We start from the raw sequence: 23000 nt of genomic DNA on the forward strand, positions 1-23000 counted from the left end.
AATTCATCGATTTATCGTTGTGTATAGGTGATTGAAGAAGTAATTTTAACCTATGAGTAATTTAGGTACTAATATTAAACTAATTAACGTATGACATTACATTTTAACTCAATCCAAAGAGAGCGATTTGTTTTTTTCTTTGGACTGATTTTCTTCTTTTTATTTTCAAGTTCTATAAATGCCCAGACTTATAAAATAAAAGGAGTAGTTTACGATTCGCAGACAAAAGAATCGTTGATCGGAGTTCCCATAATAGTGAAGGATAATCAGGGTAGGGGTGTTGCTTCCGACGAGAAAGGCGACTATGTATTGACGCTTCCCAAAGGTAACTATACTCTGCAGATAGAGTACATAGGCTACGAAAGAAAGGAAATTGAGATTTCCCTTACTAAAGACATACGTCAGGAGATAGAACTCAAGCAATCTGCTATCGGGTTGAAAGAGATAGTTGTTTCCGGAGAACGTGCCGACGCCAACGTTTCATCACCTCAGACAGGTGTGGAGCGGCTCGAAATAGAGAAAATAAATAAATTGCCTGTATTATTGGGGGAACGCGACATTATTAAAACGATCCAGCTTACACCCGGAGTGCAGGGAGCAGGAGAAGGAAGTTCCGGCTTTTATGTACGGGGAGGTAGCGCCGACCAGAATATGATACTGTTGGATAATGTACCTTTATATAATGCATCGCATTTGATGGGGTTCTTTTCTACCTTCAATTCAGATGTGCTTCGTGATATAACCTTATACAAAGGTTCTATGCCATCTCCTTATGGGGAACGTCTGGCTTCGGTACTCGATGTGCAGCAACGTAACGGGGACAATCAGGATTATCATGTATCGGGAGGTATCGGGCTTATTTCGTCCAAGCTGAATGTTGAAGGCCCCATCCAAAAAGGTAAGTCATCATTCCTCATTGGTGCCAGACGCACCTACGCCGATGCTATGGCCCGTTTGTCGGGTGCTAAAGACGCTCAGAATGCTTATCTCTATTTTTATGACCTGAATGCCAAAGTGCATTTTAGTTTATCGGACAAAGACCAACTCACTTTTTCCGGGTATCTGGGGAGGGATAAAATGGTGTTGAAAGATGCTGCTGAAATCAATTGGGGCAATATGTTCGGTAATCTGAAATGGAACAGGGTTATCAATAACAAATGGAACTCCAGTACATCAGTGTTTTACAACCAGTATAATTACTATTTCGGAATGGAAATTGGAATGGATATGAATGGTAAAGCTAAGATAAAAGATTATGGTGTAAGGCAAGAGTTTATTTTTCAGCCAAATAAAAATAGTCTGTGGAAAATGGGGCTAAGTTCGACTTATCATGATATAGGCCCCGGTGATTATGAGATGAATGCCGAGCAAGATAATTCATTGAACCTGCTTCACCGTTATTCTTCCGAAAATGCAATATATGCATCTAATGAAATTAAATTGTCTGATAAACTCGAAGTTATATATGGCTTACGCTTGTCAGCATTTATGGCATTGGGTAAAGGTGAATTTTATAATCTGGACGAAGAGAATAATGTGACCGACAGTGTGTGGTATAAAGGAGGCAAAGTAGTGAAGACTTACGTGAATCTCGAACCCCGCTTATCAGCTGCCTATAAACTAAACAAAGTATCTTCTGTAAAGGCTGCTTATGCACGTACAGTGCAGAATATGCATTTGCTGACATATGCTGCACAGGGCACACCGTTCGACCGTTGGACATCGAGTTCGAATAATATTAAACCTCAGATTGCCGATCAGGTTTCTATTGGTTATTTCCGAAATTTTTCCAATAATATGTTTGAATTCAGCGTGGAGACCTATTATAAGGATATGCGGAATCAGATAGATTATAAGGATAATGCTAACTTTCAGACATACAATGCAGTGGAAACGGAGTTGCTATATGGGAAAGGCCGTGCCTATGGTCTCGAACTGATGTTTAAGAAAAGGTTGGGACGACTTACCGGATGGGTTGGTTATACGCTATCCAAATCGGAAAAAAAGATTGACGGAATAAATGATGGTGAATGGTATAATGCTTATCAGGACAGAACGCATGACCTCTCTATTGTGGGAGTTTACGAGCTGAACCGCAAGTGGACGTTGTCTGCCGCGTGGGTATATTATACAGGTAATGCTATTACTTACCCGAGCGGTAAATATCAGATAAACGGGAAAGATGTAATGTATTACGCCGAGCGAAACGGTTACCGTATGCCGGATTATCACCGTCTGGATCTGGGCGCTACCTGCCTGCTGAAAAAGACTTCGAAATTCGAATCCGAGCTGGCGTTCAGCCTTTATAACGCTTATGGTAGAGAAAATGCTTATATGATTCGTTTCCGTACTAATAATGATGATACAAGCAAGACATCGGCTTATCAGTATTCATTATTCAGGTTCGTACCTTCAGTTACGTGGAATTTTAAGTTTTAACTCTAATTAATAAGATATTATGACCAATATATTAAAAATATGCAAGTTGATTGCTGTAACTGTATTATTTATCTTTACAGCCTATTCCTGCGAAAAAGAAATTGATGTAGATCTCCGTACGGTTCCTCCGCGTATAGTAATTGAAGGGATGGTTCCGCAAAACACACTGGCGATGGTACGTGTAAGTCAAACATTGGATTTTAGCGATAATAGTGGTTATCCGTTTCTGAAAGGCGCCATTGTCAAAATATCGGACGATGCCGGGAATTCCGAAATACTGGAGCAGGATAATACCGGATGGTATGTAGCTCAAGAACTGAAAGGAGAAGAGGGTCGGACATACAGCTTATCTGTAAACTATGAAGGTAAGGAATATACAGCTACATCGAGGATGCCGAAGCAAGTAAAAATCGATTCGCTTACGATAACTAAGATTTTAGCTATGGACTATGGCTTACCGGTGGTGCATTTCACAGACCCTGTTGGCAAAGAGAACGAGTATTACCGTTGCTTGGTTTACATAAATGGTAAACAGCGGGCAGATGTAGGGGAGATTGTGATAAACACTGAAAATTCCGATGGTAGTGATATGCACATGCCGCTTACAGTATTTTCGTCGAATGATGATGTTGATCCTATCCAACAGAATGACGAGTTGTTGATCGAATTTCAGAGTGTAGATAAGCCGTCTTATACATTCTTCGAAAATCTGAGTCAGGCTGAGAACTCTCTGAACAATCCTACAACAAATATCAAGGGAGGGGCTTTGGGTATCTTCAGCGCATACTCTTATGACCGGATGTCTATCATTGCGAAATGGGAAGAATAATAAATCAGACATGATCTGATAAGAGAGCAGTTTAAAAAATAATTTATATATTGCCGGTGGTTTTAGAGGATCACCGGCTTTATTAATTCAATAAAAATAAATATGAAAAGTAAATTTATATTACTCGGTACATTTATTACAATTACGCTATTTTCAGGTTGTAACGGATCGGATAATGGCACAATATCAAAGAAGGAAACGGTGCTTTCGGTTATACATGGAAGAAAGAGTGTCCGAAGCTTTATAAAGGACAGACCTGTTTCTGATGAAGATGCTAAAACTCTGGTGAAAGCCGGAATGGCTGCTCCTTCGGGTAAAGATACTCGTCCGTGGGAGTTTATCATTATAAACAACAGGGATATTCTGGATAAGTTGGCAGAGGAGCTACCTACAGCTAAAATGCTTTCTCAGGCTCCTATGGCTATTGTAGTTTGTGGCGATACTACAAAGTCCTCTTACTGGTACTTGGATTGTTCTGCAGCTACTCAAAATATCTTATTAACGGCCGAAGCATTAGACTTAGGTGCAGTGTGGACTGCTGCTTATCCTTATCCGGACCGCATGGGTACAGTAAGCAAAAATGTAAACTTGCCTTCTCATATATTACCATTAGTGGTCATCCCGGTAGGTTATCCGATGGGACCACAAAGCGTAAAGGACAAATATGACGAGAAAAAGGTACATATGGATAAATGGTAATTATACAAAAAACTCTCTAAGTATTTATTTAGAGAGTTTTTATTTTTGGATTTTCTGTCGTCTTCAACAACCAGACCTAAATAGCAGCGTCAGCTTCTATCTTATCCAACTTAGGTTTTAATTTATATATATTTATCAGGCTTTTAGTTTCCATATCCCGTGGTGCTCTGTATATTTTAGAATTATCCAGTTCACAGGCTTTTAATAAGTATTCTACAGCCAGTTCTTTTTTATTCAATCGGTAACAAACGATAGCTAAAAGATAGTTTACATTGGCAGTCTGTTCCAACTGTACCAGCAGGTTGTAGGCTCTGTCGTTATATCCCATGCTGGTAAAACACAATGCTGTATTGTAATCCGGATAGTTGGCTAATATTTCCAGAGCTTCCCAGTATTGACGGTTTTTCAATAAGCGTAACCCTTCATAATATTCGCTTCGGAATTCACTTTGTATAGAATCAGTTGTAACCATTCCCGGACGGCTCATATTGAATGCCAGTTCTATTTTATGCAACTTCGGATAAATGGAATCGCGTATGATTCTATAATCTTCTTTATACAGTTTTTTGATTTCTTCTTCACAGGCATCCGGAAATGTCGCATTCGAAATCATATGCAATATTTCGCCTTTGTGTTCAATATCATCTCTTTTCTGGAGCAGTCTTACCAGCCCGTTCCAATCTTCACCCGTATATCGTATTTTGAATATATTCTCTACATCTATACCTCCTCCATACGTTTTGATAAGATGGTCTTTGATTGCTTCCACACGTTGTTTACTCAGGTATGCATTGTTGTCGAAAGATCCGTCAAGAGCAGTAGAGGCGGTCATTACCACACTATCCATGTCCAATCCTTTCTCCTTAGTGAAAACATTATAAGTACTCATAAGTGTATCGATTTGCATCCTGTTATTTTCATGGCGTACATTGAATACAGCTTTGCCTGTTGCGAATTTTGGATAAATAGTCAAAAGACTATACATATTACGATACAATTTGGTCTTCTTTATTGTTAGTGTCGTATCTATTAGTTGATCTATAGATGATATCAGGTATGTGAGCGTATCCATTCTCGGGAAAGTATATCCACTCTCGTCTATTGCCCTGGCATATCCTTTCATTGTAATACGGATCTTCTTCAATCCCGCAGTGACAGGATATTCGTGATTGTAGAGATATATAAAATCTGAACCGGTATCAGCTATACTATCCAATTTGACATCCTTACGGATTTCATATGGTACCAGTTCTCTGAATTTATAGTTCTTGAGACTGTCTTTCATTTCGTTCTCTATAATTTTGTTATAGAAATAACGGTGCTTCGATATATCTACAGAATCTCTTTCACTCACCGAATGACTTTTGATATCTTCCACTGTATGACCTTCTGCATGCACTTCTTTAAATTTCCGTGGTACTGATTTCTCTTTGATTTCCCGCTTCAATCTGTATTGAGGCAATAATCCGGCCCGTTTTTCAAATTTTTTATTGTAGCTCGCACTTATACCTGTCGTATCTTTATCGGTAGCCAGATTTTTTACTTTAAGGAATTCTGCTTCTCTCTGATATTTGTGCCATAGGGCAAGACGGTTAGCTTCTTGCTTGACATTGAATGTCATATAACGGCTTTCCAGCATCTTTTTCCATTTCTGATAATCCATCATGTCGTTCCATTCAGATTTATATAGGCCGAGATAGAGGCTCTGGCGGTCATACATATCTTTGGCTATGCCTTGTTTGTCAAGAAATACACTGTCATAATCTTTTTTGTCGACTATAGATGCCAGATATTCGTCATAGGCATCATAACCACTCTGTTGTTTATTATAAAAATCCTCTCCTTTTATTATTAAATCTTTTAATGGTACTACAGAATCGTTATGTAATAGTTGGGGACTGAGTGTTATGCTCCAGTTCGATGAAATTAATTCTTTAGGTACCCGTACAAGGAAATTGACCGATACCCGTCCGTCCCGTTCGGGTGTAAAACTTGAACGGGAAGTTACCACCACTTCATTTAACCGGTAAACCGTATTTGCATCTAACTTGTTGGTGGTGCTATACGTTGTTTCATTATTTGCACCATCTTCTTTATTTGTATAATTAACTACTTCGGAGAGCATCCCTCCCGAGGAGAAAGAGTCTCCTATTTCGTCTCCCGGCGGTAGCTCCAACTTCACATTTTTATATTGCATGTAAAGTGCTTCTGTCATTATTTTATCCGAACGGCACGACATTACAGCCAGCGAAATAGAACTTACAGTCAATATGCTGTAAACTAAAGATTTTAGCGGTTTGATAACATTTGCCGCGTTCCTCTTTCTTTCAATATTACTCTCTGTCCTTTTACAATCTTCTCTTTTCATAAATCCTTTATATCAGAATAAATAAACCAAACTTATCGCAGCCTTATTCGGAGACAGAAATAATCCTGACCCTTCGTCTATTTTCTCCCCGCATTTTATGCAAGGATATTTATCGTAATTCGAATATACCCCACCTATACCTAGTTCGAACTCCAGGTTCCACTGCCTTCGTATGGGTTTTGAAAATCCGAATGATACACCTCCTCCGTAGCCCATTCCGTCGTAACGGTAGTCACTGCCGAATAATCCACCGACATTGTATCTGCTGATAATCGCATTGAAGCCTATAAAATAACTATAACTGTAGGTTTCATTGAACCAGTAACGTGCACCTGGTAGGAATGTCAGATTCTTCATCTTTTTATTGTCCGGAAATGTCCAGGGATTATATTGCACATGTAGATGTAGAGTCCATTGGTTACTCACAACGGCCGAACCTTCAACATTCAGTGTCGTGGTAGCTAAACCCAGCATATCTGTTTTAACGGAATAAAATTGGGCACTTGCTTTGTTTATTGTGCCGAGTAGCAATATCGTCCCAAACAACACGATCTTTAAACTTCGTGTATTTAACAACCTCTTAATCATTTTTATCTCTTATATTTTTGGTTTTCCTTTTCCTTACGTTTTCGGATATTTACCTTTAGTTAATCAATTGTCCGCGATCTTCTGATACCATTTCAATTTCTGATATTCAGTATTTAGATACGGAAATTGTTCTTGTTCGATATATGTGGTTAATCCCGAGTGTCTTTTTATTTCAAAACCATTATATCCATCCATGAATAGAAGGGTCGCTGCTTTATAAATAATGCAGGAATTAATAGCCTCTGAAAGTTCCTGTTTTTGGATATCGGTTTGCAGATATGATGAAAAATAATCTTCGAAATCAAAGAAGAGGTGGTATGTATATCTGTCGAAATGCTGGATTGTGCCTATATCGACGGCTTTATCTGTATTGTAATTCTTTTTTACAATATTGCTTAAAGCATCCAACTCGGCTGTTTTTATTATACTCAGTGTAGCAGAATTGAGAAATCCTGATTGCGAGTTGAAATAATTAAATGTCGATTGAGCAAATCCTTTCAGGTTGGCAGGAGACTCATACAGATAGCTTATTGCAGACTGTTTGTAGATCTCGGTAAAACCGGGGGAGACTATTTCGGCAGAAGAAACCAGTATATAATCTGTTTTATCCTTAAGCTCGTATGCTACTTCAATACCAGCCATAAAGCAGGCCTCGAAGATTATAAAATCGAAGCAATTGTCAGGTATAGCATCGGCAAAATCGGTGATATCCATTTCCTGTTTATTATCGATTAATACTGATTTGGGATTTTTCAATGTCTCCTGAGGCAACCATCCCGAGGCATGAGAAAATAAAATGAGACCATATGATGGTGCCGGGTATATTGTTTTCACTTCATTAATAATACGGCTGAATACCTTGCTGTCTGCAGAATTTTCTTCCTCATATGTATGGATAATTTCTTTTATCGGATTCCCTTTATGGCATGTGCATATTTCTATCAATTGAGGAGACGAATCAGATGGATCACTGTAAATCAAAAGTTTTCCCTCGTTATTTTTGTCCCAACCTAAACGGATAGCTTCTATCTTTTCATATACTTCGTCAGACAAGCTATTATCTCCCCCCAGATAGACGAGTACTACCCTGTTCACAGGAGGTATATCCTCATCATATATACAGGATACGGATAGTATTGCTGTTAATATGATTATTGCTGATTTGAATATTTTACCGTCAATCGTCATTGATATTATTGTTTTAGAAGAGATTAATTTCCTTTTTTTAATAAATCCTGCGAATCTCCCGACTCACAGGATTTCAGACTTTACAAAACTACACATATCTTCAACTTCGGTGTTTCCAATATGTGGATGAAGACAAATTTTTATGAATCATAGTATTAGCGAAGGGCTTTCTTTTCATTGTTTATTGTTTTTATATCAGATTCTTTATGAAGCAGATAGGTTTCTTCTAATGTATCGAACCTGTCTACAACTAGTCCGGTAGAATCGATCAAATACATTGTGGGAACTGCCGCTACCCCGTAATTCTTAAAATTCCCGCTACTGAATGATTGATAATCACACAGTTTGTTTTTCCATGGCAATTTTTCAGCATATTTCGTATACAGTGTTTTGTCTGTGTCTGCCGATAAACTGATTACATCTATTCCTTTCTCAGATAATTCTTCATATCTGTCGGTTATATTAGACAATAATGATTTGCAGCCGGAGCAATTGCTATCATAGAAAATGATGAGTTTCTCCTTGTTTCCAACCCATTCCAGTCCTATAAGGGCGGGAGCTTTTGTGCCGGGGAGCATCATTGCGGTGAGTAGACGCATGGCTATTTCGCTGTCGTCGTTCGCGCTTATATTTATTCCATTGGAATATGCTACGATACAAGCGGCTATTTTCTCTTGATCTATACCTGTTAAGACTTCGGCTGATTTGCGCACTAAAGGCTCGATAATTTCAGGGTTTTCTATCGCAACACGCTCCAGTATTCTCTTTGAAATATATGTAAATTCTTCGGTCGGAAACGCTTGAGCCGGATTTTTACTGAACAGGCTAATCCAGTCTTCAATAAACTTATCCCATAACGGTGAATCATACAGTTCTGCGAAGTTTAATGTATCGCATACGTATGCTTTCATGTCTTCCTTTTCTGCATCCGTATTTGCAGATTTCAGGTGGTAGTATCTGTTCTCTATTTCAGTGTAATTCTCATATGTCCGGGATTGGTTATGGGTACACGAAATAGCAGATAGTAACACTATTATATGTATATATGTGAGGGAATTATGTATCATGTTTTTTGTTATCTTATTCTCCGGCTTTTTTCTGTATTAAATCACCTACAGGCAATTCATGCGTTACGTTATTGGTATCGGTATATTTAATGAAGAAACAAATTTTTCGGGTATTGGATTCGTCATTCGGGCGCACTATAATATTTGAGTAACCGGTACTTTCCGAACTGGCTGTAACAGCTGTGGAACTTATGGTTGCAGATGTACCGTCTTTATTGTCATATCTTGCAATTCCGGTCCATGCTACGTTAGTTACGGCTGTAATCCTTACTGTAGCACCGGTTGATGGTAAGTCTATATTAGCTGGTTCCATACTATATATGCCGATGTATGCCGGAACCGTTCTCTTGAATGTGAGTGTTCTCTCGATATCGTTTCCCGAATCACCGGTAAAGGTTGTCAAGAAGGACAGTGTCGTGGCAAACTTTGTACCTGCAACAGGAGTATGGTCTATTGATGGTGAGAAGTGGAATGTTATATCTGCCGGTTGGGCGGAAGTCCCTCCTATATTGAACGGCGCATCCAACGGATGTGATGCATTTAGGATTATATTAGAAAAGGCATTGTTATTTGTATCGTCCGATGCTGAATACTTCCAACGTGCATTTGTTCTGATGTTTACATTGTAAATCAGACTTTGGCTTGCTGCTCCGAAGTCTATAATATCTCCATCTGCGAGATCTTTGAATTCAAAAAGGGGATCGACACTATAATAGGTTATTCTTTTTACCAGGTTTCCGGCCAGAATATCCAGATATCCGATCTCCGCCTTATCCGCAGCTGAGGTATTTACAATCAGGCCTATCTGGGTAGAGCCTGTATTTCCTTGTATATTGGTTACTTTGAGCCAGTCCGGATTTGTTTTATTATTCGTGTCACTTATTTTTATTTTCCAGCCCTCTGGTTCATCGGTACTTATTACCAGTTTTGAGGCCTCTTCTGTTCCATTAAGATTTTTTCCTGAGTAGGACAAGAACTCCCCTATATCTACACCAAGCATATACCGTCCGTTAAAAACAATGTCTTTTATAAGTCCCTCATCATATATTATAGGGTTGATATCCAGATTGGAATGAACCATATATGATGCCAGTGCATCTTCAAGAGAGGGCAGCCCGGCACCTGTAACGCCGTTTATTTCTATTTCGTATCTGTAATTACGTAACAGGGGCATATAATCTCCCTTTTCGATTCCTGCATTAGCTTCAGGATATGTAAAGTCGACCCGGTAGAATGACGAGTTGCTTGCACCGTTATATTTCCCTTCGATAATCAGACATGTTGCATCTTTACGGTCGGTGTGATCATAGCCATTGCCATCGCTGGCGGCATTGGCCTCGAAAGTATATATTTCACCATTGAACAAGGTTAAACCGTCTGCTTCATATTTTATCGCACTTCCTATTCCTGGCTTACGTCCGGGAGAAGCCGGAAGGTTAGGAGTAGTTGCAGCAACAGATGAAAGATCTCTCTGAGAGTTCCAGGTGGGGGCGATGCGTCCGTTTGTATTGTAATTGCAAAGATAAATATTGGACAATTTGAATGTAGCAGGAGTCACAGATGCATTTATCTTTACATCTATACGTGCCAGCATCCTGACTAAAGATACATTTGTTATATGCATCCCTATTGTTATATTTATCTTGCCTGTTTCGGCTATCATCGGTATATTTCTATAAATTCCATCACCATCAGCCTCCCATTTATCTTCATTGGAATATTCCAGCAGAGACAATACTTCCTCTTTTGTAGACACTCCATTGATAAGGGTACTTAAAATATTATCTACTTGTGTCCGGGCATTGGCCACCAGTAATATATTACAATCAGTAGCTTCATCTATTACAGTATGGAATTTTGCTGTGCCGGATGCATTTTTAATATTTGTCGCTTTTTTATGATAGATAAAAGTCTGCTCTCCCGAGTTACTCACTTTAAAAATAAACACGTCGACTTCCTTCACTTCATTTTCCTTTACCCCATCCATGGAATATGTGGATGGGAGATTCAGACCCGGAATGTTTAATGTAAAATTTATGGCATGCTTTGACGTGTCATCCAGCTCAATATTAGTCTCTTCGTTGCGACAAGAAAAAATCAGGGTCAACGTAGAGATTAAGAGCAGATAGATTAGCTCGCTTTTATTCCTTATTTTATATGCTTTATTTTTCATTTTCTATGTGAATGTAAATCGTCATTATGATAGAATTGAATATTAATCTTTTACACAACGTACCGAGAGCCAGTTGTTTTCGTCGGTGAGTACAGGGCCATTCATGTTATTGGCGTTACCGGTATAGTAATAAGGATTGTTGTCAATCGAAGAACACCACCAATATCCTTTAATATCCCAATCGTGCCATTCATTATTGGTATTTAAATAATAACCGGACATACTGTAGTTGTAATTGTGTCCGAACCAAAACTTACCCAAAGTGGAAGGCTCTGCTGCAATTACGCTGACGAGCGCATTAAACTCTGCTTGTGTTGGCAGATGCCATCCTTGTGGGCATGCGTTGTCTGCAAGAGTTGCCTGTTCCCAGGTATAGTAGTGTTGATAGTTTTCTATCCCCGGTACAACGCCTATAATTGTTCCTCCCTCTCCATATTTATCAGAAGCATAACCGGGTACATTCCCACTAAACAGTTTTTCTTCTCTCGAATTTTCGACCATCCAGCATTTCCCGTCATACAAATGGGTATAGTAGGCACTATTTTGGGTAATTTCCATCAATTCGGCTGTTCCGTTATCTCCACAGCCTTTCTGGGCCACTTTTACCACATAATTCATATTACCGGCAGTTACTGTTATTTGTGCCTGTCTCTTCGCCTGATAGTTGTCGTCATTAGTGGATATTTTCCATTTGTTGGCGCTTAACTGTGCAATTTCGAGCCATCCGGTCATGTTTTCATCAATGTATGTAATAGGGCTTATACTTATCCCTGACGGATGGGTAGTGCTTATTTCTATCTCCTGGTCTTCAATGTGATTTTTGAAATCAATAGAAGCTTTGTTTAGGATCAGATTATACTGGCCTTCGAATATTACATTTTGCTTAGCGAGATTCCATGGAGTGACTGTAGCGGTTATTTTTATTTCTCCATCAAAAGCGTTTTCCGGTGTTTCCGCGCCTTCGTCAGCTACAGATTGTATTTCGATATCATAAAGATGGTTTCGGAGAATATCCCCACTGAAATCTGTGCTGGATGTTTTCGGAATGTCTATGCGGTAATATGTTACCTTTGATGAATTAGCTGGATAATCATAATAGCCGCCAACAATGATAGCTGTAGCTTCACCCCGGCTTTCGGCTCCTTTAGCTTCGAATGTATATATACTTTGTGTAATTTGATGCGATGCGTCTGTACTATACAGGATATTATTCAACTTTGTAGTTATAGCATCTTCAGGTACATCGGCCATCGTTACTTTTGTTCCGTCCCAATAGTAATCTTTGTAAGCGATATATCCTCTATTTTTACGATTGAATATACATGCATTCACCAGTTGAAAATCAGTAATGCCGTCCTTTGCCCTTATATCCAGTCTGGCTAGCATTCTTGTTAGGTCGAAAGTGCCTAAAGTCGAGGTTGTGTTGCTGATAATAGTCGGGACTGTTTTACAATACATTGGAATATTACGTAATATACCAGAATTGTTATTGTTTGCATCCCATTCCGCATCGCTACCCGCTGTCAGGAGGGGAAGGACAGAATTTATATTGTCGTTCAATGCAATATTAACAGTGCTTAATTCATCAGATGCGTTAGCTAATATAACTAAAACCTGAGATTTATAATATTCAGCAAGAGTTACTTTGAATGTACCCTCTCCGTCGTTCAGGGATATGTTCTCTCCTTTCGATTTGTATGTATACAGATAATTTCCACTACCATCGTTCATAAAAGCAAGGACATCGATCGTTGTTACGTCTTGTTCTTGTGCTTCCGTCATCGACTTGGTAGTTGAAGATGCATTCTTGCGCATATCTCCGGGTAGTTTCAATGATAACGTAACAGTCTTCATATTTCCCTCATCTATAATGACATCAGATTTGTCATTGTCTTGACAGGAAAATCCCAGGATAAAGAGAATTAATATGATATAGGGTAATGTTTTTTTCATCATTAATCTGTTATATTAAATTTCTGGTTCAACGGGTACTTCTTCCCATTTAAGAAGTTCTATTGTTACATTTCCATTTTTGAACAGAATCAGTATTGGGATAGTCAGTTCTTCTCCTTCCTGAACTGTAATGGAATTATCTTCCATGAATTTACTGAGTCCCACTGTACATAATATGTTGTTTCCGATAGTATTGTCCAAAAGCTCTATCGTTATAGGATTGTCATTTTCAAAGCGCAATGTGTTGCATCGTGCAATAGCCGTTTTTTCTGTACTATCTATATTTACATCAGGATAATAGGTCGTGCCTGTACCTGCCGTTTGCATATCAAAGTTGCAGGTGGGATCGAGATTGTTTATCCTTATTACCGGATATTGTGCAGGTAAGAGGTCTGTAGATAATGCTGCTAGACCTTTTACATATACATGTATTTTGATGTGTGAAGGTTTGAAATAAACAGTATGTTCAACTCTGTCTCTGGATGTGACCGTGAAATTATGCTTTCCGTAATATAATGAATCATGTGTCGGTATTTGTAGAGCTGTACCATAGTTGGGATGTGAAATTATCCCATCGTGTATGAATGAATTAGGATTGAAACAGGTAATACGCGTATCGTCGAAAGCATTGCCCCAACAAATAGCAGTGTATTCTCCTGTATTGAGCGTTAGATATGTTCCTTGAAACGAATTAAGATTTTCTTTGTCAATCTGTTGATTGAGAACGTGTGCCCCATCTTTATCAAAAATACCAACATTCACCCGATTAATACGATCCGGAAAACTGGGGTAATCGAAATGTAAAATAACATTATTCAGAGGAGGACAGTCGTCCATGTTGTCGCCTATACATCCGGATAAAAATATGGATATAATAAATACAGGCAGAGCTTTCAACAGTTTCATTTATTTTCTATTTAAATTCCTCGTTTTGAAAAATCCATGCAAGCGGGCAGTAAAACCTGCCTGCATGAATTATAATTAAGTCTAGTGCGCCTATTATAGATTATAGAGCAGGTTCAACATCTACACCTACCCATGCCTGTACCTGAACGGTCACAGTGACGTTTCTGGCTCCGGTTTCCGGTTTCGGACTTAAATCTTTTCCATCTATATCGATAGATGTGATTTTATATACTTTTCCGGCTTCCAGATGAGTCAGTTCAAGAGTAGTATTGCTATCTATCAGTTTTGTTATTGTCAGATAAGCAGGGGAGAACCCGAGATTGCCACTGGTTGTTGTTACATCTTCTAATTTTGCAACAATATGTGGTACAGATGTTTGAACTTCGGTGTCGATAGTAGTACCATTACCTGCAACAGGTGGCATAATAAAGTATGCCCATTTATGGAGAGGATTTACAGGCTTGAAAGAAGCATCTGCAGTTACGCTGGCGCTAGTCCATTCATCTTTGAAACTTGCAGGATATGATCCGTCTGTAAATTCTATTGCGTCAGCCCCGTATTGAAGAATATCTGTTGCTAGAGTAGGAACATCAGCATAGTTTAAACTTACTTTTGTATAAGCATTATTAATATAGATACCTGTTAATTTGAAATCTACAAGAGGCAATTCCGCACCGGCCGTTTTAGCTTTTATTTCACCAATCTCTATGCGGGAAATAGCTGCGCGTACAGGAACATTTACAGCTGCATCTCCAGTACCGGTTATAGTACCGGATCCTAACAGGTTGACTGCAGTTTTTGCATGAGTTTGTACACTATGCTCAAACATTACAGCTTCTAGCTGTGCTTTGGTCGTTATAGTGGTTGGCAATGCAGGAGAAGTTAAATTGGTACTGTTACCAACTATGATAATTTCTGTAGCCGCCGCAGGAACATCTGTAAATTGCTTAACCGGAAATCCTGCTTCACTATCGTCCATAGAGCCTCTCTTCAGTATATTTCCACTACCGATAAAGAATACTTCTGCATCATAAATATCCGGGGCTACATCAATAGCAGTTTCTTCTTCTGCATATGTTGTTGGCTTCACTATTTTAACTGTTACATTCTTCGGTTCTCCCGTGCCTACAGGGACAGTTTCCTCGCTACCACAACTCGCAAAGCCGAATAGGAGAGTAGCAGCTGTAATCATTACATACTTAAATTTCATTTTCAATTGTTTTTAATGAATAATAAATTAATTGTGTTATCAGAATCTTTTTAAATGACATCGAGTCTAATCATAGAATAATATATCTATGCTGATTATCCTTTTTGAGTGAGTGATTTTAGTTCAGGAGTATATTGTAATCCACATTCTTCTGCAATTCTAAAATACTCTTTGATCTAATTATAAATGCATTATGGGCTATGCAATTATATTTGTTGAATACTAACCTGGAAAATTTGTTATTGTAACACCATTTCTATTTGGGCTTCGTCCATCCAGTTTTCATAATTGATCTGCACAGAGTATGTACAACTGAACGATTTATTTCCATTGATTGCCTTATATATGTTATAAACAGAACTTACTGTTTTTTTTCCGACCGAACGTACCATTTGCTTATAGCCTTTATGCCGGCTTTTTCCATTAATCAGAAAATAAGGAAGTTCTTTTTTATTTTCACCTACTGCCAGCAGAGGTGTTAATATTATATATGCATTCTCTGCTACATGAAAAGGCGGCATTTTTATTCGTAGGTCAATATGCAGATATTCTCCTTTTTTTATAAACTTATCTTTTTGGATAATCTGTGAAATCATAATTATTATTCTTTATAATTACAGTTTGATCTATATTTAACAAATCTGGTAGTATAGGCATTGTTATGATGTCTCTCATTCAACGATTACAAAAGTAGCAGGTCTTTTTGTCTGTCTTGTTATTTAAACTTACCTAGTATTACATAGAAATTACCTTTTTTGAAACTTATATTAATTTTACTTAATGTAGATTAAAATTTTAAAAAATACATTTTTGTTTCAATTTGTTACTTTATAGAATTGCTTATTGTTTATAATCGATCTAGATAAACTTATTAAGGATATAGAATGATTGTATAGCTTACTAATAGTCATTTTCGGACTGTATTTCAAATAAATAAAAAAACACAGAAACTCTTAGTCAGACACGAATTTGTTTCGAAATATACATTCGGTATTTTTTCGTTAATGAAAACTGGTGTCAAGTTTATATTAAAAAAATTAATATATTTGCGAACACTAATATAAAAAATATAGGAGCAGGCTTCTTCTATAAATAAAGAGGGGATAATATTTCGCAAATGTCATAAACTATATTATAAACTATATTGTATTGATAAAGCAGAGGGATCTTAACTGAATAAGCCGAGAATAAAATAATTTACCTGAAACGAAGTGTATATAAGGAGTGATGGAATTTACTATCTCTTAGATGGTTTATTTTTCTTATATATACATTTCCGATTGGGGATTTGTTAACACGTCAAAATAACATATATATTGATTATGGGTATCATTACGGACTTCCATGAGCATAGAACATGTGTCAATTATGAAGATGTTAACACTAACTCAAATAAAAAACCAATTATTGAAATTACTGAATTCTTGAAAGGGAAAATCAAGGAGAAGACTCTCTCCGAATCTAAAATCATGTTAGTTATGAAAGGCGAATTTCGTATATCGTATGAGAGGCATATCGATAAAAAAGTAAAAGAAGGAAAGATGCTCTTGCTTCCATCCAGCAGTAAATATATTGCAAGAGCTGAGGAAGATGCTTCTGTTTTTATTTTTAGACTTCGGGATAAAATTGATTTATGTGACCGTATAGGTTTAGAACAATTATTTCATAAGTTTAAAGAACCGGAAAATGGTTTCAATCTTTTGGACATAAAGGAAGAAGTATCATATTTTCTAAAGGGTTTGGAGGCTTGTTTGTCAGATGGTTTACGTTGTCGTTATTATTTCGAATTGAAAATGAAGGAGTTTTTCTTTCTTATAAGGGCTTACTATACAACCGAAGAGTTGGCACGATTTTTCTACCCTTTATTGAGTAACGATACAAGTTTCTCCGAATTTGTATATAACAACTATAGTAAGGTGAAAACAGTACAGGAATTGGCTTCGTTGTCTAATTATAGTCATTCGGGTTTTATCAAGCGTTTTAAAAAGACATTTGGAGTACCTGCATATCAATGGATCAAACAGCAGAAAGCCAGTCGTATATTGCATGAGATTAACTGTACGGATAAAACGCTGAAAGAGATATGTGATGAACATGATTTTAGTTCATTATCGCAATTTAATGACTTTTGCAAATCTAATTTTGGATACCCTCCTAGTTATATAAGGAAGAATAAAGCATTCTGAAAAAATAGCCTGTAAATAAGCGTTAAAATAATAATGTCGGCGCAACTGAATTTTTCGGTTGCGCCATTTTTTTGTGCATTGTAAACGTATTATAAATCAAGTAGATTCCGAGAGTGTCAAATCCTTTAAAGAAAGAATAATATAAGATGTTTTTATAGGATCAAATTAAATTTATGTCAGAATTATGTAATAAGGGGTAAATATTAATAAGTATACAAAACGTTTATTAGCCTAAGTTTGCAAAGGTTTTTCCAGTTAGTGTTCATCTATCACTGTTTTGTGATACAAAAGTAAATTTTAGTTTTTAATTACAACAAATTACAAAAAAATTAATCACTTAAGATCAAATGTTGAAGCTACACCTCTTTAAATAAAAAGAGAAGCCAGACAGTTATAATAATAAAATATTACGAGGCCAATGTTAACGGTATTTTATTATTAATAACAGAATATAATTTAATTTATTTAACAAATGAAGAAAGTTTTTATTAGTTTAATTACTGCTACACTATTGTTCTCTGCATGTAGTAACGATGACGGGCAAAAGCCTGATGGAGACGAAAACAAAACGGGTTCACTATCTTTCAACCTTGCGTTTGAAGAAGCAGGTTCGGGTGTCAAAGCCACAGCTCTTTCTAAAGCTATACCAATCACAAGTTGGAGTAATATTGAGCGCGCACAGATGTTTTTATATGAACAAGGAACAGGTAAAGTTGTCTTTTCTTATGAAATACAACCATCTGATGGCAATACGACTTTTCCATGGTCCAATATTCCTGTAGGTGATTATGACCTGGCACTGGTTGCAAATATGAAAAATAGTACAAAAAACAATATCACTACTTATGTAGCCGGGGGTGCAACCAGTGAGGCAATTACAGATTTTAATGTAAGGGGAAGAATTTTAAATTCTCAGATCTTTATGGATCTTAAGAAAATTACTTTTCCTACAGGACATGTCTTTGAAACAGGAGATGAGGCTTATGCACCTGCTTCGGAAGTGTTTACCGCTTATGCAGAAGATGTTCATATCGTAGAAGGAACTCCTGCTAACCTGGGTACTTTAAAGCTCAAGCGTGATGTCTCTCTCATGCGTGTAAGGATTAATAAGAAAGCTGATTTCCTTAATGAGACAGGAAAAAAAGTGAACTTTGCCGATGCATCTAACTTTATTGTAGTCCATAGGTTACCTGTTGGTTTCGGGATCAAGACACCACATACATCACCTGTGTTTTTGGGTGGTATCTTAAATCAGAATTCCAACGAGAATAGGGTAATGATAGGTGCTACCGGTACTACTACATTCAATACCGCTAATCCTGGTGCAGATAAATATAAAAATCCTGAAATCATAGATGCTGACTTCACGCTGTGGCAGGATATAATTGTATTACCTAATGTTTTAACAACTGCCAGTATGGATATTAGCGCAGATGCACAGGATAGCAGGAAATACTATGTCGTAATCAGTGCTTTGGCTCCAGCCGGATATAAACTTGATGATGGAACAGAAATAACAACTCCAACACCTTTATATTGGTCAGGAACTATAAAAGGAGGATTTACTCCGAATGTAATCCGTGAAGTAAACCTTACTATCAGATCGCGCGGTTCGATCATAAATCCTCCCGGTCCGGAAGAAGAAGGTGATTTGATAATCACAGTTGAACCGCCTCAGGACTGGAATGATAATATACAAAGAACAGATCAGGAAGTTTAATTAAATACAGCATTCAGACACATCAATCTATTACTTGATCTTCTCCTTTAGGTGCAATGATCCGGAGTTAAATTCGGATTATTGCATGGGAAGGGGTTACCCAAACAGAAGCTTTTTCTTCACAAAGCAAAAGAACAAATGACAAATAGAATATATAGCGGTCTTCTTTATTTTATATTATCGGTATGCATCTGTTTTGCACCATCTTGCACATATGATTATTTCGAAGATGAATCGAACTATGTAATATATGTTCCTAAGGTTGACATGAATACGAGGACAGATACTTATAAAATAAATGATATCAGCATCTTTATATATAATAGCAATCTGGAAAAAGAGCGTTATTCATCCTACCCGTTCGAGGATAATGCCCGAACGAGAGTCGGTAATTTTAATTTTAAGCTTTTTCCCGGAGAGCATTCTGTATATTGTTTCACAAATATTTCCGGAGTCAATTTCTCGGAGATCGATGCCTTCAGTACAGCCCGCTTTGGGTTGAAACAAAATGAAGAAGGATATTATGAAGAGCCGTCAGTAATTTTTTTGGAAAGCATGAAACCCTTCATCCACTTTCCTGGACCTGTAGTGACAGATACTGCGTGGTTTGAAAAGAAATATGTAGGGCGTATATGTGTTGCTTTCAAAAATATGACCAACCTGAATTCTTCACTCACTTTTAGTAATATTAAGAAAGTTGAAATATTGGCAAAAGGAGTCGGAGTGACACAATACTTATCTCAAATAGAAATAACAGACCCACTTGATACAAGGTCTTCACGTAACAGTATCGATGACAAAATTTTACTTACCTCACAGTTATCCGAAAATCCATATCCGGATTTTGACTTTGGATTTGATAATTACTATTTTCCATCTCTAAGCCCGGTAGATGGTGTCACAGAGCCAATAAGCCTTCAGTTAAGCTTCCTGGACGAAAATAACGATATAATAAGTACACTTGCCATAGACCTGATTGACAGAGTTACAGGGGAAGCGACTATCCTTCATATGGATGAAACTATCCTTGTGACAGTAGATGGAAATAATATACAGATACTTCGTCTGGAGGATCCATCAGATTGGAACTCTGACATCGAATCGGGGGGCAACAATACTCCCGGAGGTGGAGGAACAGAGATATGATAAGACAAATAACTAATAAATAAACACGATTGAATAAATGAAACGTCCTTTGCGGTACATATTTAGCAGCTTACTTTTATTCATAGTATGTTGTCCCGGAGCCGACGCTCAGGCTATAAAAACAAACATACCACTGATTGCTACAGGAAATCCCAACATCGGTATTGAATGGTCGGTCGGAAAACAGCTTACTGTTAATGGCGATGTTCTTTGGGCGCCTTATCTGTTCAAAAAGAACGAAGAGGTATTCAGAACACTGATAGGAAGTGTCGATCTGCGATATTATATCAAGCCAAAATATTATTACACCAATGATCTTTGGGATGGATTGTACATCGGTCCTTATGCCATGGCCGGGAATTTTAATATTGGCCTCAAAAACAGCGATGATACTAAAACCAGTTATCGAAGAAAAGGATGGGGGATTTCCACGGGTGCTACCATTGGCTATAAATTTTATCTATCCAGCAGATTTCGCTTAGATATCAATGCCGGAGTCGGATATGCCCATTTACAATACGATAAATTCGAACTGGGAGGAGAATATGCCGATTTTCCTCTGGAAAGTAAAAAAACGAAGAGTTATTGGGGACCGACCAAGTTTGGAATTCACTTAGTGTATAATATATTCAGATAATATATAGCTAATGATAAACAGAAAAATAAGAATGCGATTTTTATCCCTATGCTGTTTGGTTGCATTATCGTTTAATGTATACCCTCAGGATGTGCGGCAGGATAAACAGGATAATAAAGCCCGTAAAATAGAGGTAAAGGCTGACCGCAAGTTTGTTGAACAGGATTTTGATAAAGCAATGAAACTTTACGAATCTGCATTAAAAGAAGTAAAGACTAATACTTATACAGCCGTCCTTCACCTGAAAACAGCAAGGCTTTATCTGACATTATTGGATTATGTGTCGGCAATACCTCATTACGATGCGGCAATATCATCAAACGAAAACCTATTTACATCTATAGATATCTGTAACTATTTGGATGCATTAAGGTATTCCGGTGAAAAATTGAAAGCAATCAGAATTGCAAGGGAATACGCCTATAGAGATGTATACAAAAAGGATCAACGCTATCTGAATATATTACATGCGTTAAATTATGAGGATGGTTTCTTGCCTGTAGGTACACCCGAGTTTAATATTCAAAAGCTCGATAAGTTTAACACTCCATATTCTGAATTCTGGGTAGGAAAAATGAGAAATGAATATTTCTATGCTACAAGTAGCAGCCGATTCCATGACCCGAACAAAAAGTTTTACCACAGAACCAGATATTACTCTTTGGATGAGAATTCCGAATATTCGATCAACTCATCCCAAAAAGGAAAATCGAAGCCATTACTGCATATGATTCCTGTCGATTTGCAAAATGGGCCGCTATCTTTTTCTGATGATATGTCAAAAATGATAGTAACGGAGGTTGCATATGATAAGGGTGAATCTATAGAGATGTCCTCCGGTGGTGTGAATACCTATAAAACAAAGTTACGTTATTCCGAATATAATAAGAATCGTAAAGGCTGGTCAGCATTCAGGGCCGCTTTCCCTCAGAAAGAAGGAGCTTCTTATGCGCATCCTTTTATATTCAACAGGAATCGTTCTGTCCTTTTCTCATCCGATATGGATGGTGGCTATGGTGGCTATGATATCTATATTGTTCATTGGGATGAGAAGCTACAAAGTTGGGGTGATCCTATTAATCTGGGTGAACAGGTAAATACAGAAGGTGATGAAATATCTCCTGCCATATTTAATGATATGCTGGTCTTCTCATCAAACGGACATGTTGGCTTTGGAGGCTATGATATATACGGTATAAGCTATGAAAATGGTAAGATCCTGGATGGAAGTCTTACCCATTTCGATTATCCGATAAATACTGTTCTCAACGACTTCAGCATGCTCCGAATAGACAAGGATAAAGGATATGTGGTATCAGACAGGCAGCGTTTCAACAAAGATGATATTTTTTATTTCGAACGGAATAAGAATTTTGGCAGGGAAAATCTTATATACGGAATGTCGGAAGTAGATGCAATAACAAATGGGGCTATAGTTTTAGTCAATAATGAAGGAAACTTTAATAGACCTCGCAGGGAGTCTGTGCCTGAATTCAGTCTTGAATCTGAGTCTTTACTGAGTGTGTATTTCGACTTCGACAAATCGGTTTTACTTCCTTCTGCAATTCAGGAATTAAAGATGTGGCTTGCAGAAACAGACCTCCATAATATAGAGTCTTTGATCATTGATGGATATGCAGACGAAATGGGGACAGAAGACTACAACTACGATTTATCGAGAAGAAGGGCTGAAGTTGTTGCCCAATGGCTATCACAACAAGGTATTAAAGCACGTGCGAGGGTGACAGGTAAAGGTAAGATATTCGTCAACAGCGATTCACCACTGGAGGTCCCATTCTATAATGATAACCGGAATACATCTATTTGGAACCATAAGATATGGATGAATAGAAAAGCCAGAAGAGTAGATATAAAAGCAGTAATTAAATAA

The 23000-nt window shown here is 37.6% G+C and carries 17 protein-coding genes; 8 read left to right on the top strand and 9 right to left on the bottom strand.

Annotation, left to right across the window (positions count from 1 at the left end):
* Positions 1 to 90 precede the first annotated feature (90 nt).
* From HMPREF9455_RS01740 to HMPREF9455_RS01750, 3 genes are all read left to right on the top strand, one after another.
* Positions 91 to 2439: a TonB-dependent receptor gene (locus HMPREF9455_RS01740; protein ID WP_006797848.1), complete on the top strand. Its 2349-nt coding sequence runs from the start codon at positions 91 to 93 to the stop codon at positions 2437 to 2439.
* A 19-nt stretch (positions 2440 to 2458) separates the two neighbouring features.
* Entirely contained in the window at positions 2459 to 3268 is an 810-nt protein-coding gene (locus tag HMPREF9455_RS01745; protein WP_006797849.1) for a DUF4249 domain-containing protein, read from the top strand.
* A 102-nt stretch (positions 3269 to 3370) separates the two neighbouring features.
* Positions 3371 to 3967 (top strand): nitroreductase family protein, encoded by a 597-nt coding sequence (locus HMPREF9455_RS01750; protein WP_006797850.1) that lies wholly within the window; start codon positions 3371 to 3373, stop codon positions 3965 to 3967.
* 76 nt (positions 3968 to 4043) lie between these two features.
* Here the strand turns inward: HMPREF9455_RS01750 and HMPREF9455_RS01755 are convergent, their stop codons facing one another.
* From HMPREF9455_RS01755 to HMPREF9455_RS01795, 9 genes are all read right to left on the bottom strand, one after another.
* A complete protein-coding gene (locus tag HMPREF9455_RS01755; RefSeq protein WP_006797851.1) occupies positions 4044 to 6335 on the bottom strand; it encodes a tetratricopeptide repeat protein in 2292 nt (763 codons plus the stop codon).
* A gap of 12 nt (positions 6336 to 6347) precedes the next feature.
* Positions 6348 to 6923: a DUF3575 domain-containing protein gene (locus HMPREF9455_RS01760; protein WP_006797852.1), complete on the bottom strand. Its 576-nt coding sequence runs from the start codon at positions 6921 to 6923 to the stop codon at positions 6348 to 6350.
* 63 nt (positions 6924 to 6986) lie between these two features.
* Complete coding sequence (locus HMPREF9455_RS01765; RefSeq protein ID WP_006797853.1) at positions 6987 to 8111, bottom strand: clostripain-related cysteine peptidase; 1125 nt, start codon at positions 8109 to 8111, stop codon at positions 6987 to 6989.
* 155 nt (positions 8112 to 8266) lie between these two features.
* Entirely contained in the window at positions 8267 to 9178 is a 912-nt protein-coding gene (locus HMPREF9455_RS01770; protein WP_006797854.1) for a peroxiredoxin family protein, read from the bottom strand.
* A 13-nt stretch (positions 9179 to 9191) separates the two neighbouring features.
* Positions 9192 to 11351 carry a hypothetical protein gene (locus tag HMPREF9455_RS01775; RefSeq protein ID WP_006797855.1) on the bottom strand — a complete coding sequence of 720 codons (2160 nt, stop codon included), beginning with the start codon at positions 11349 to 11351 and terminating at the stop codon, positions 9192 to 9194.
* Between the two features lie 42 nt (positions 11352 to 11393).
* Positions 11394 to 13307 carry an FISUMP domain-containing protein gene (locus HMPREF9455_RS01780; RefSeq protein WP_006797856.1) on the bottom strand — a complete coding sequence of 638 codons (1914 nt, stop codon included), beginning with the start codon at positions 13305 to 13307 and terminating at the stop codon, positions 11394 to 11396.
* A gap of 12 nt (positions 13308 to 13319) precedes the next feature.
* On the bottom strand, positions 13320 to 14210 hold the full coding sequence (locus HMPREF9455_RS01785; RefSeq protein ID WP_006797857.1) for a FimB/Mfa2 family fimbrial subunit: 891 nt from the start codon (positions 14208 to 14210) through the stop codon (positions 13320 to 13322).
* Between the two features lie 100 nt (positions 14211 to 14310).
* On the bottom strand, positions 14311 to 15420 hold the full coding sequence (locus HMPREF9455_RS01790; protein ID WP_006797858.1) for a hypothetical protein: 1110 nt from the start codon (positions 15418 to 15420) through the stop codon (positions 14311 to 14313).
* Between the two features lie 239 nt (positions 15421 to 15659).
* Positions 15660 to 16016: a DUF3868 domain-containing protein gene (locus HMPREF9455_RS01795; RefSeq protein ID WP_006797859.1), complete on the bottom strand. Its 357-nt coding sequence runs from the start codon at positions 16014 to 16016 to the stop codon at positions 15660 to 15662.
* A gap of 882 nt (positions 16017 to 16898) precedes the next feature.
* Between HMPREF9455_RS01795 and HMPREF9455_RS01800 the strand changes: the two genes are divergently transcribed.
* From HMPREF9455_RS01800 to HMPREF9455_RS01820, 5 genes are all read left to right on the top strand, one after another.
* Positions 16899 to 17606, top strand: coding sequence for a helix-turn-helix domain-containing protein (locus HMPREF9455_RS01800; protein WP_157256586.1), 708 nt, complete (start codon positions 16899 to 16901; stop codon positions 17604 to 17606).
* 472 nt (positions 17607 to 18078) lie between these two features.
* Positions 18079 to 19326 carry a FimB/Mfa2 family fimbrial subunit gene (locus HMPREF9455_RS01805; protein WP_006797861.1) on the top strand — a complete coding sequence of 416 codons (1248 nt, stop codon included), beginning with the start codon at positions 18079 to 18081 and terminating at the stop codon, positions 19324 to 19326.
* A 138-nt stretch (positions 19327 to 19464) separates the two neighbouring features.
* Entirely contained in the window at positions 19465 to 20472 is a 1008-nt protein-coding gene (locus HMPREF9455_RS01810) for a hypothetical protein (protein WP_006797862.1), read from the top strand.
* Between the two features lie 37 nt (positions 20473 to 20509).
* Positions 20510 to 21109, top strand: coding sequence for a DUF3575 domain-containing protein (locus tag HMPREF9455_RS01815; RefSeq protein ID WP_006797863.1), 600 nt, complete (start codon positions 20510 to 20512; stop codon positions 21107 to 21109).
* A gap of 10 nt (positions 21110 to 21119) precedes the next feature.
* Complete coding sequence (locus tag HMPREF9455_RS01820) at positions 21120 to 23000, top strand: OmpA family protein (RefSeq protein ID WP_148401819.1); 1881 nt, start codon at positions 21120 to 21122, stop codon at positions 22998 to 23000.

This window comes from Dysgonomonas gadei ATCC BAA-286, assembly GCF_000213555.1.
Classification (GTDB): domain Bacteria; phylum Bacteroidota; class Bacteroidia; order Bacteroidales; family Dysgonomonadaceae; genus Dysgonomonas; species Dysgonomonas gadei.

Coding starts and splice junctions, on each gene's coding strand:
- HMPREF9455_RS01770 (WP_006797854.1), bottom strand. CDS start 9,178: ATGATACATAATTCCCTCACATATATACATATAATAGTGTTACTATCT.
- HMPREF9455_RS01790 (WP_006797858.1), bottom strand. CDS start 15,420: ATGAAATTTAAGTATGTAATGATTACAGCTGCTACTCTCCTATTCGGC.
- HMPREF9455_RS01755 (WP_006797851.1), bottom strand. CDS start 6,335: ATGAAAAGAGAAGATTGTAAAAGGACAGAGAGTAATATTGAAAGAAAG.
- HMPREF9455_RS01810 (WP_006797862.1), top strand. CDS start 19,465: ATGACAAATAGAATATATAGCGGTCTTCTTTATTTTATATTATCGGTA.
- HMPREF9455_RS01765 (WP_006797853.1), bottom strand. CDS start 8,111: ATGACGATTGACGGTAAAATATTCAAATCAGCAATAATCATATTAACA.
- HMPREF9455_RS01815 (WP_006797863.1), top strand. CDS start 20,510: ATGAAACGTCCTTTGCGGTACATATTTAGCAGCTTACTTTTATTCATA.
- HMPREF9455_RS01820 (WP_148401819.1), top strand. CDS start 21,120: ATGATAAACAGAAAAATAAGAATGCGATTTTTATCCCTATGCTGTTTG.
- HMPREF9455_RS01775 (WP_006797855.1), bottom strand. CDS start 11,351: ATGAAAAATAAAGCATATAAAATAAGGAATAAAAGCGAGCTAATCTAT.
- HMPREF9455_RS01785 (WP_006797857.1), bottom strand. CDS start 14,210: ATGAAACTGTTGAAAGCTCTGCCTGTATTTATTATATCCATATTTTTA.
- HMPREF9455_RS01795 (WP_006797859.1), bottom strand. CDS start 16,016: ATGATTTCACAGATTATCCAAAAAGATAAGTTTATAAAAAAAGGAGAA.
- HMPREF9455_RS01750 (WP_006797850.1), top strand. CDS start 3,371: ATGAAAAGTAAATTTATATTACTCGGTACATTTATTACAATTACGCTA.
- HMPREF9455_RS01760 (WP_006797852.1), bottom strand. CDS start 6,923: ATGATTAAGAGGTTGTTAAATACACGAAGTTTAAAGATCGTGTTGTTT.
- HMPREF9455_RS01740 (WP_006797848.1), top strand. CDS start 91: ATGACATTACATTTTAACTCAATCCAAAGAGAGCGATTTGTTTTTTTC.
- HMPREF9455_RS01800 (WP_157256586.1), top strand. CDS start 16,899: ATGAAAGGCGAATTTCGTATATCGTATGAGAGGCATATCGATAAAAAA.
- HMPREF9455_RS01780 (WP_006797856.1), bottom strand. CDS start 13,307: ATGATGAAAAAAACATTACCCTATATCATATTAATTCTCTTTATCCTG.
- HMPREF9455_RS01745 (WP_006797849.1), top strand. CDS start 2,459: ATGACCAATATATTAAAAATATGCAAGTTGATTGCTGTAACTGTATTA.
- HMPREF9455_RS01805 (WP_006797861.1), top strand. CDS start 18,079: ATGAAGAAAGTTTTTATTAGTTTAATTACTGCTACACTATTGTTCTCT.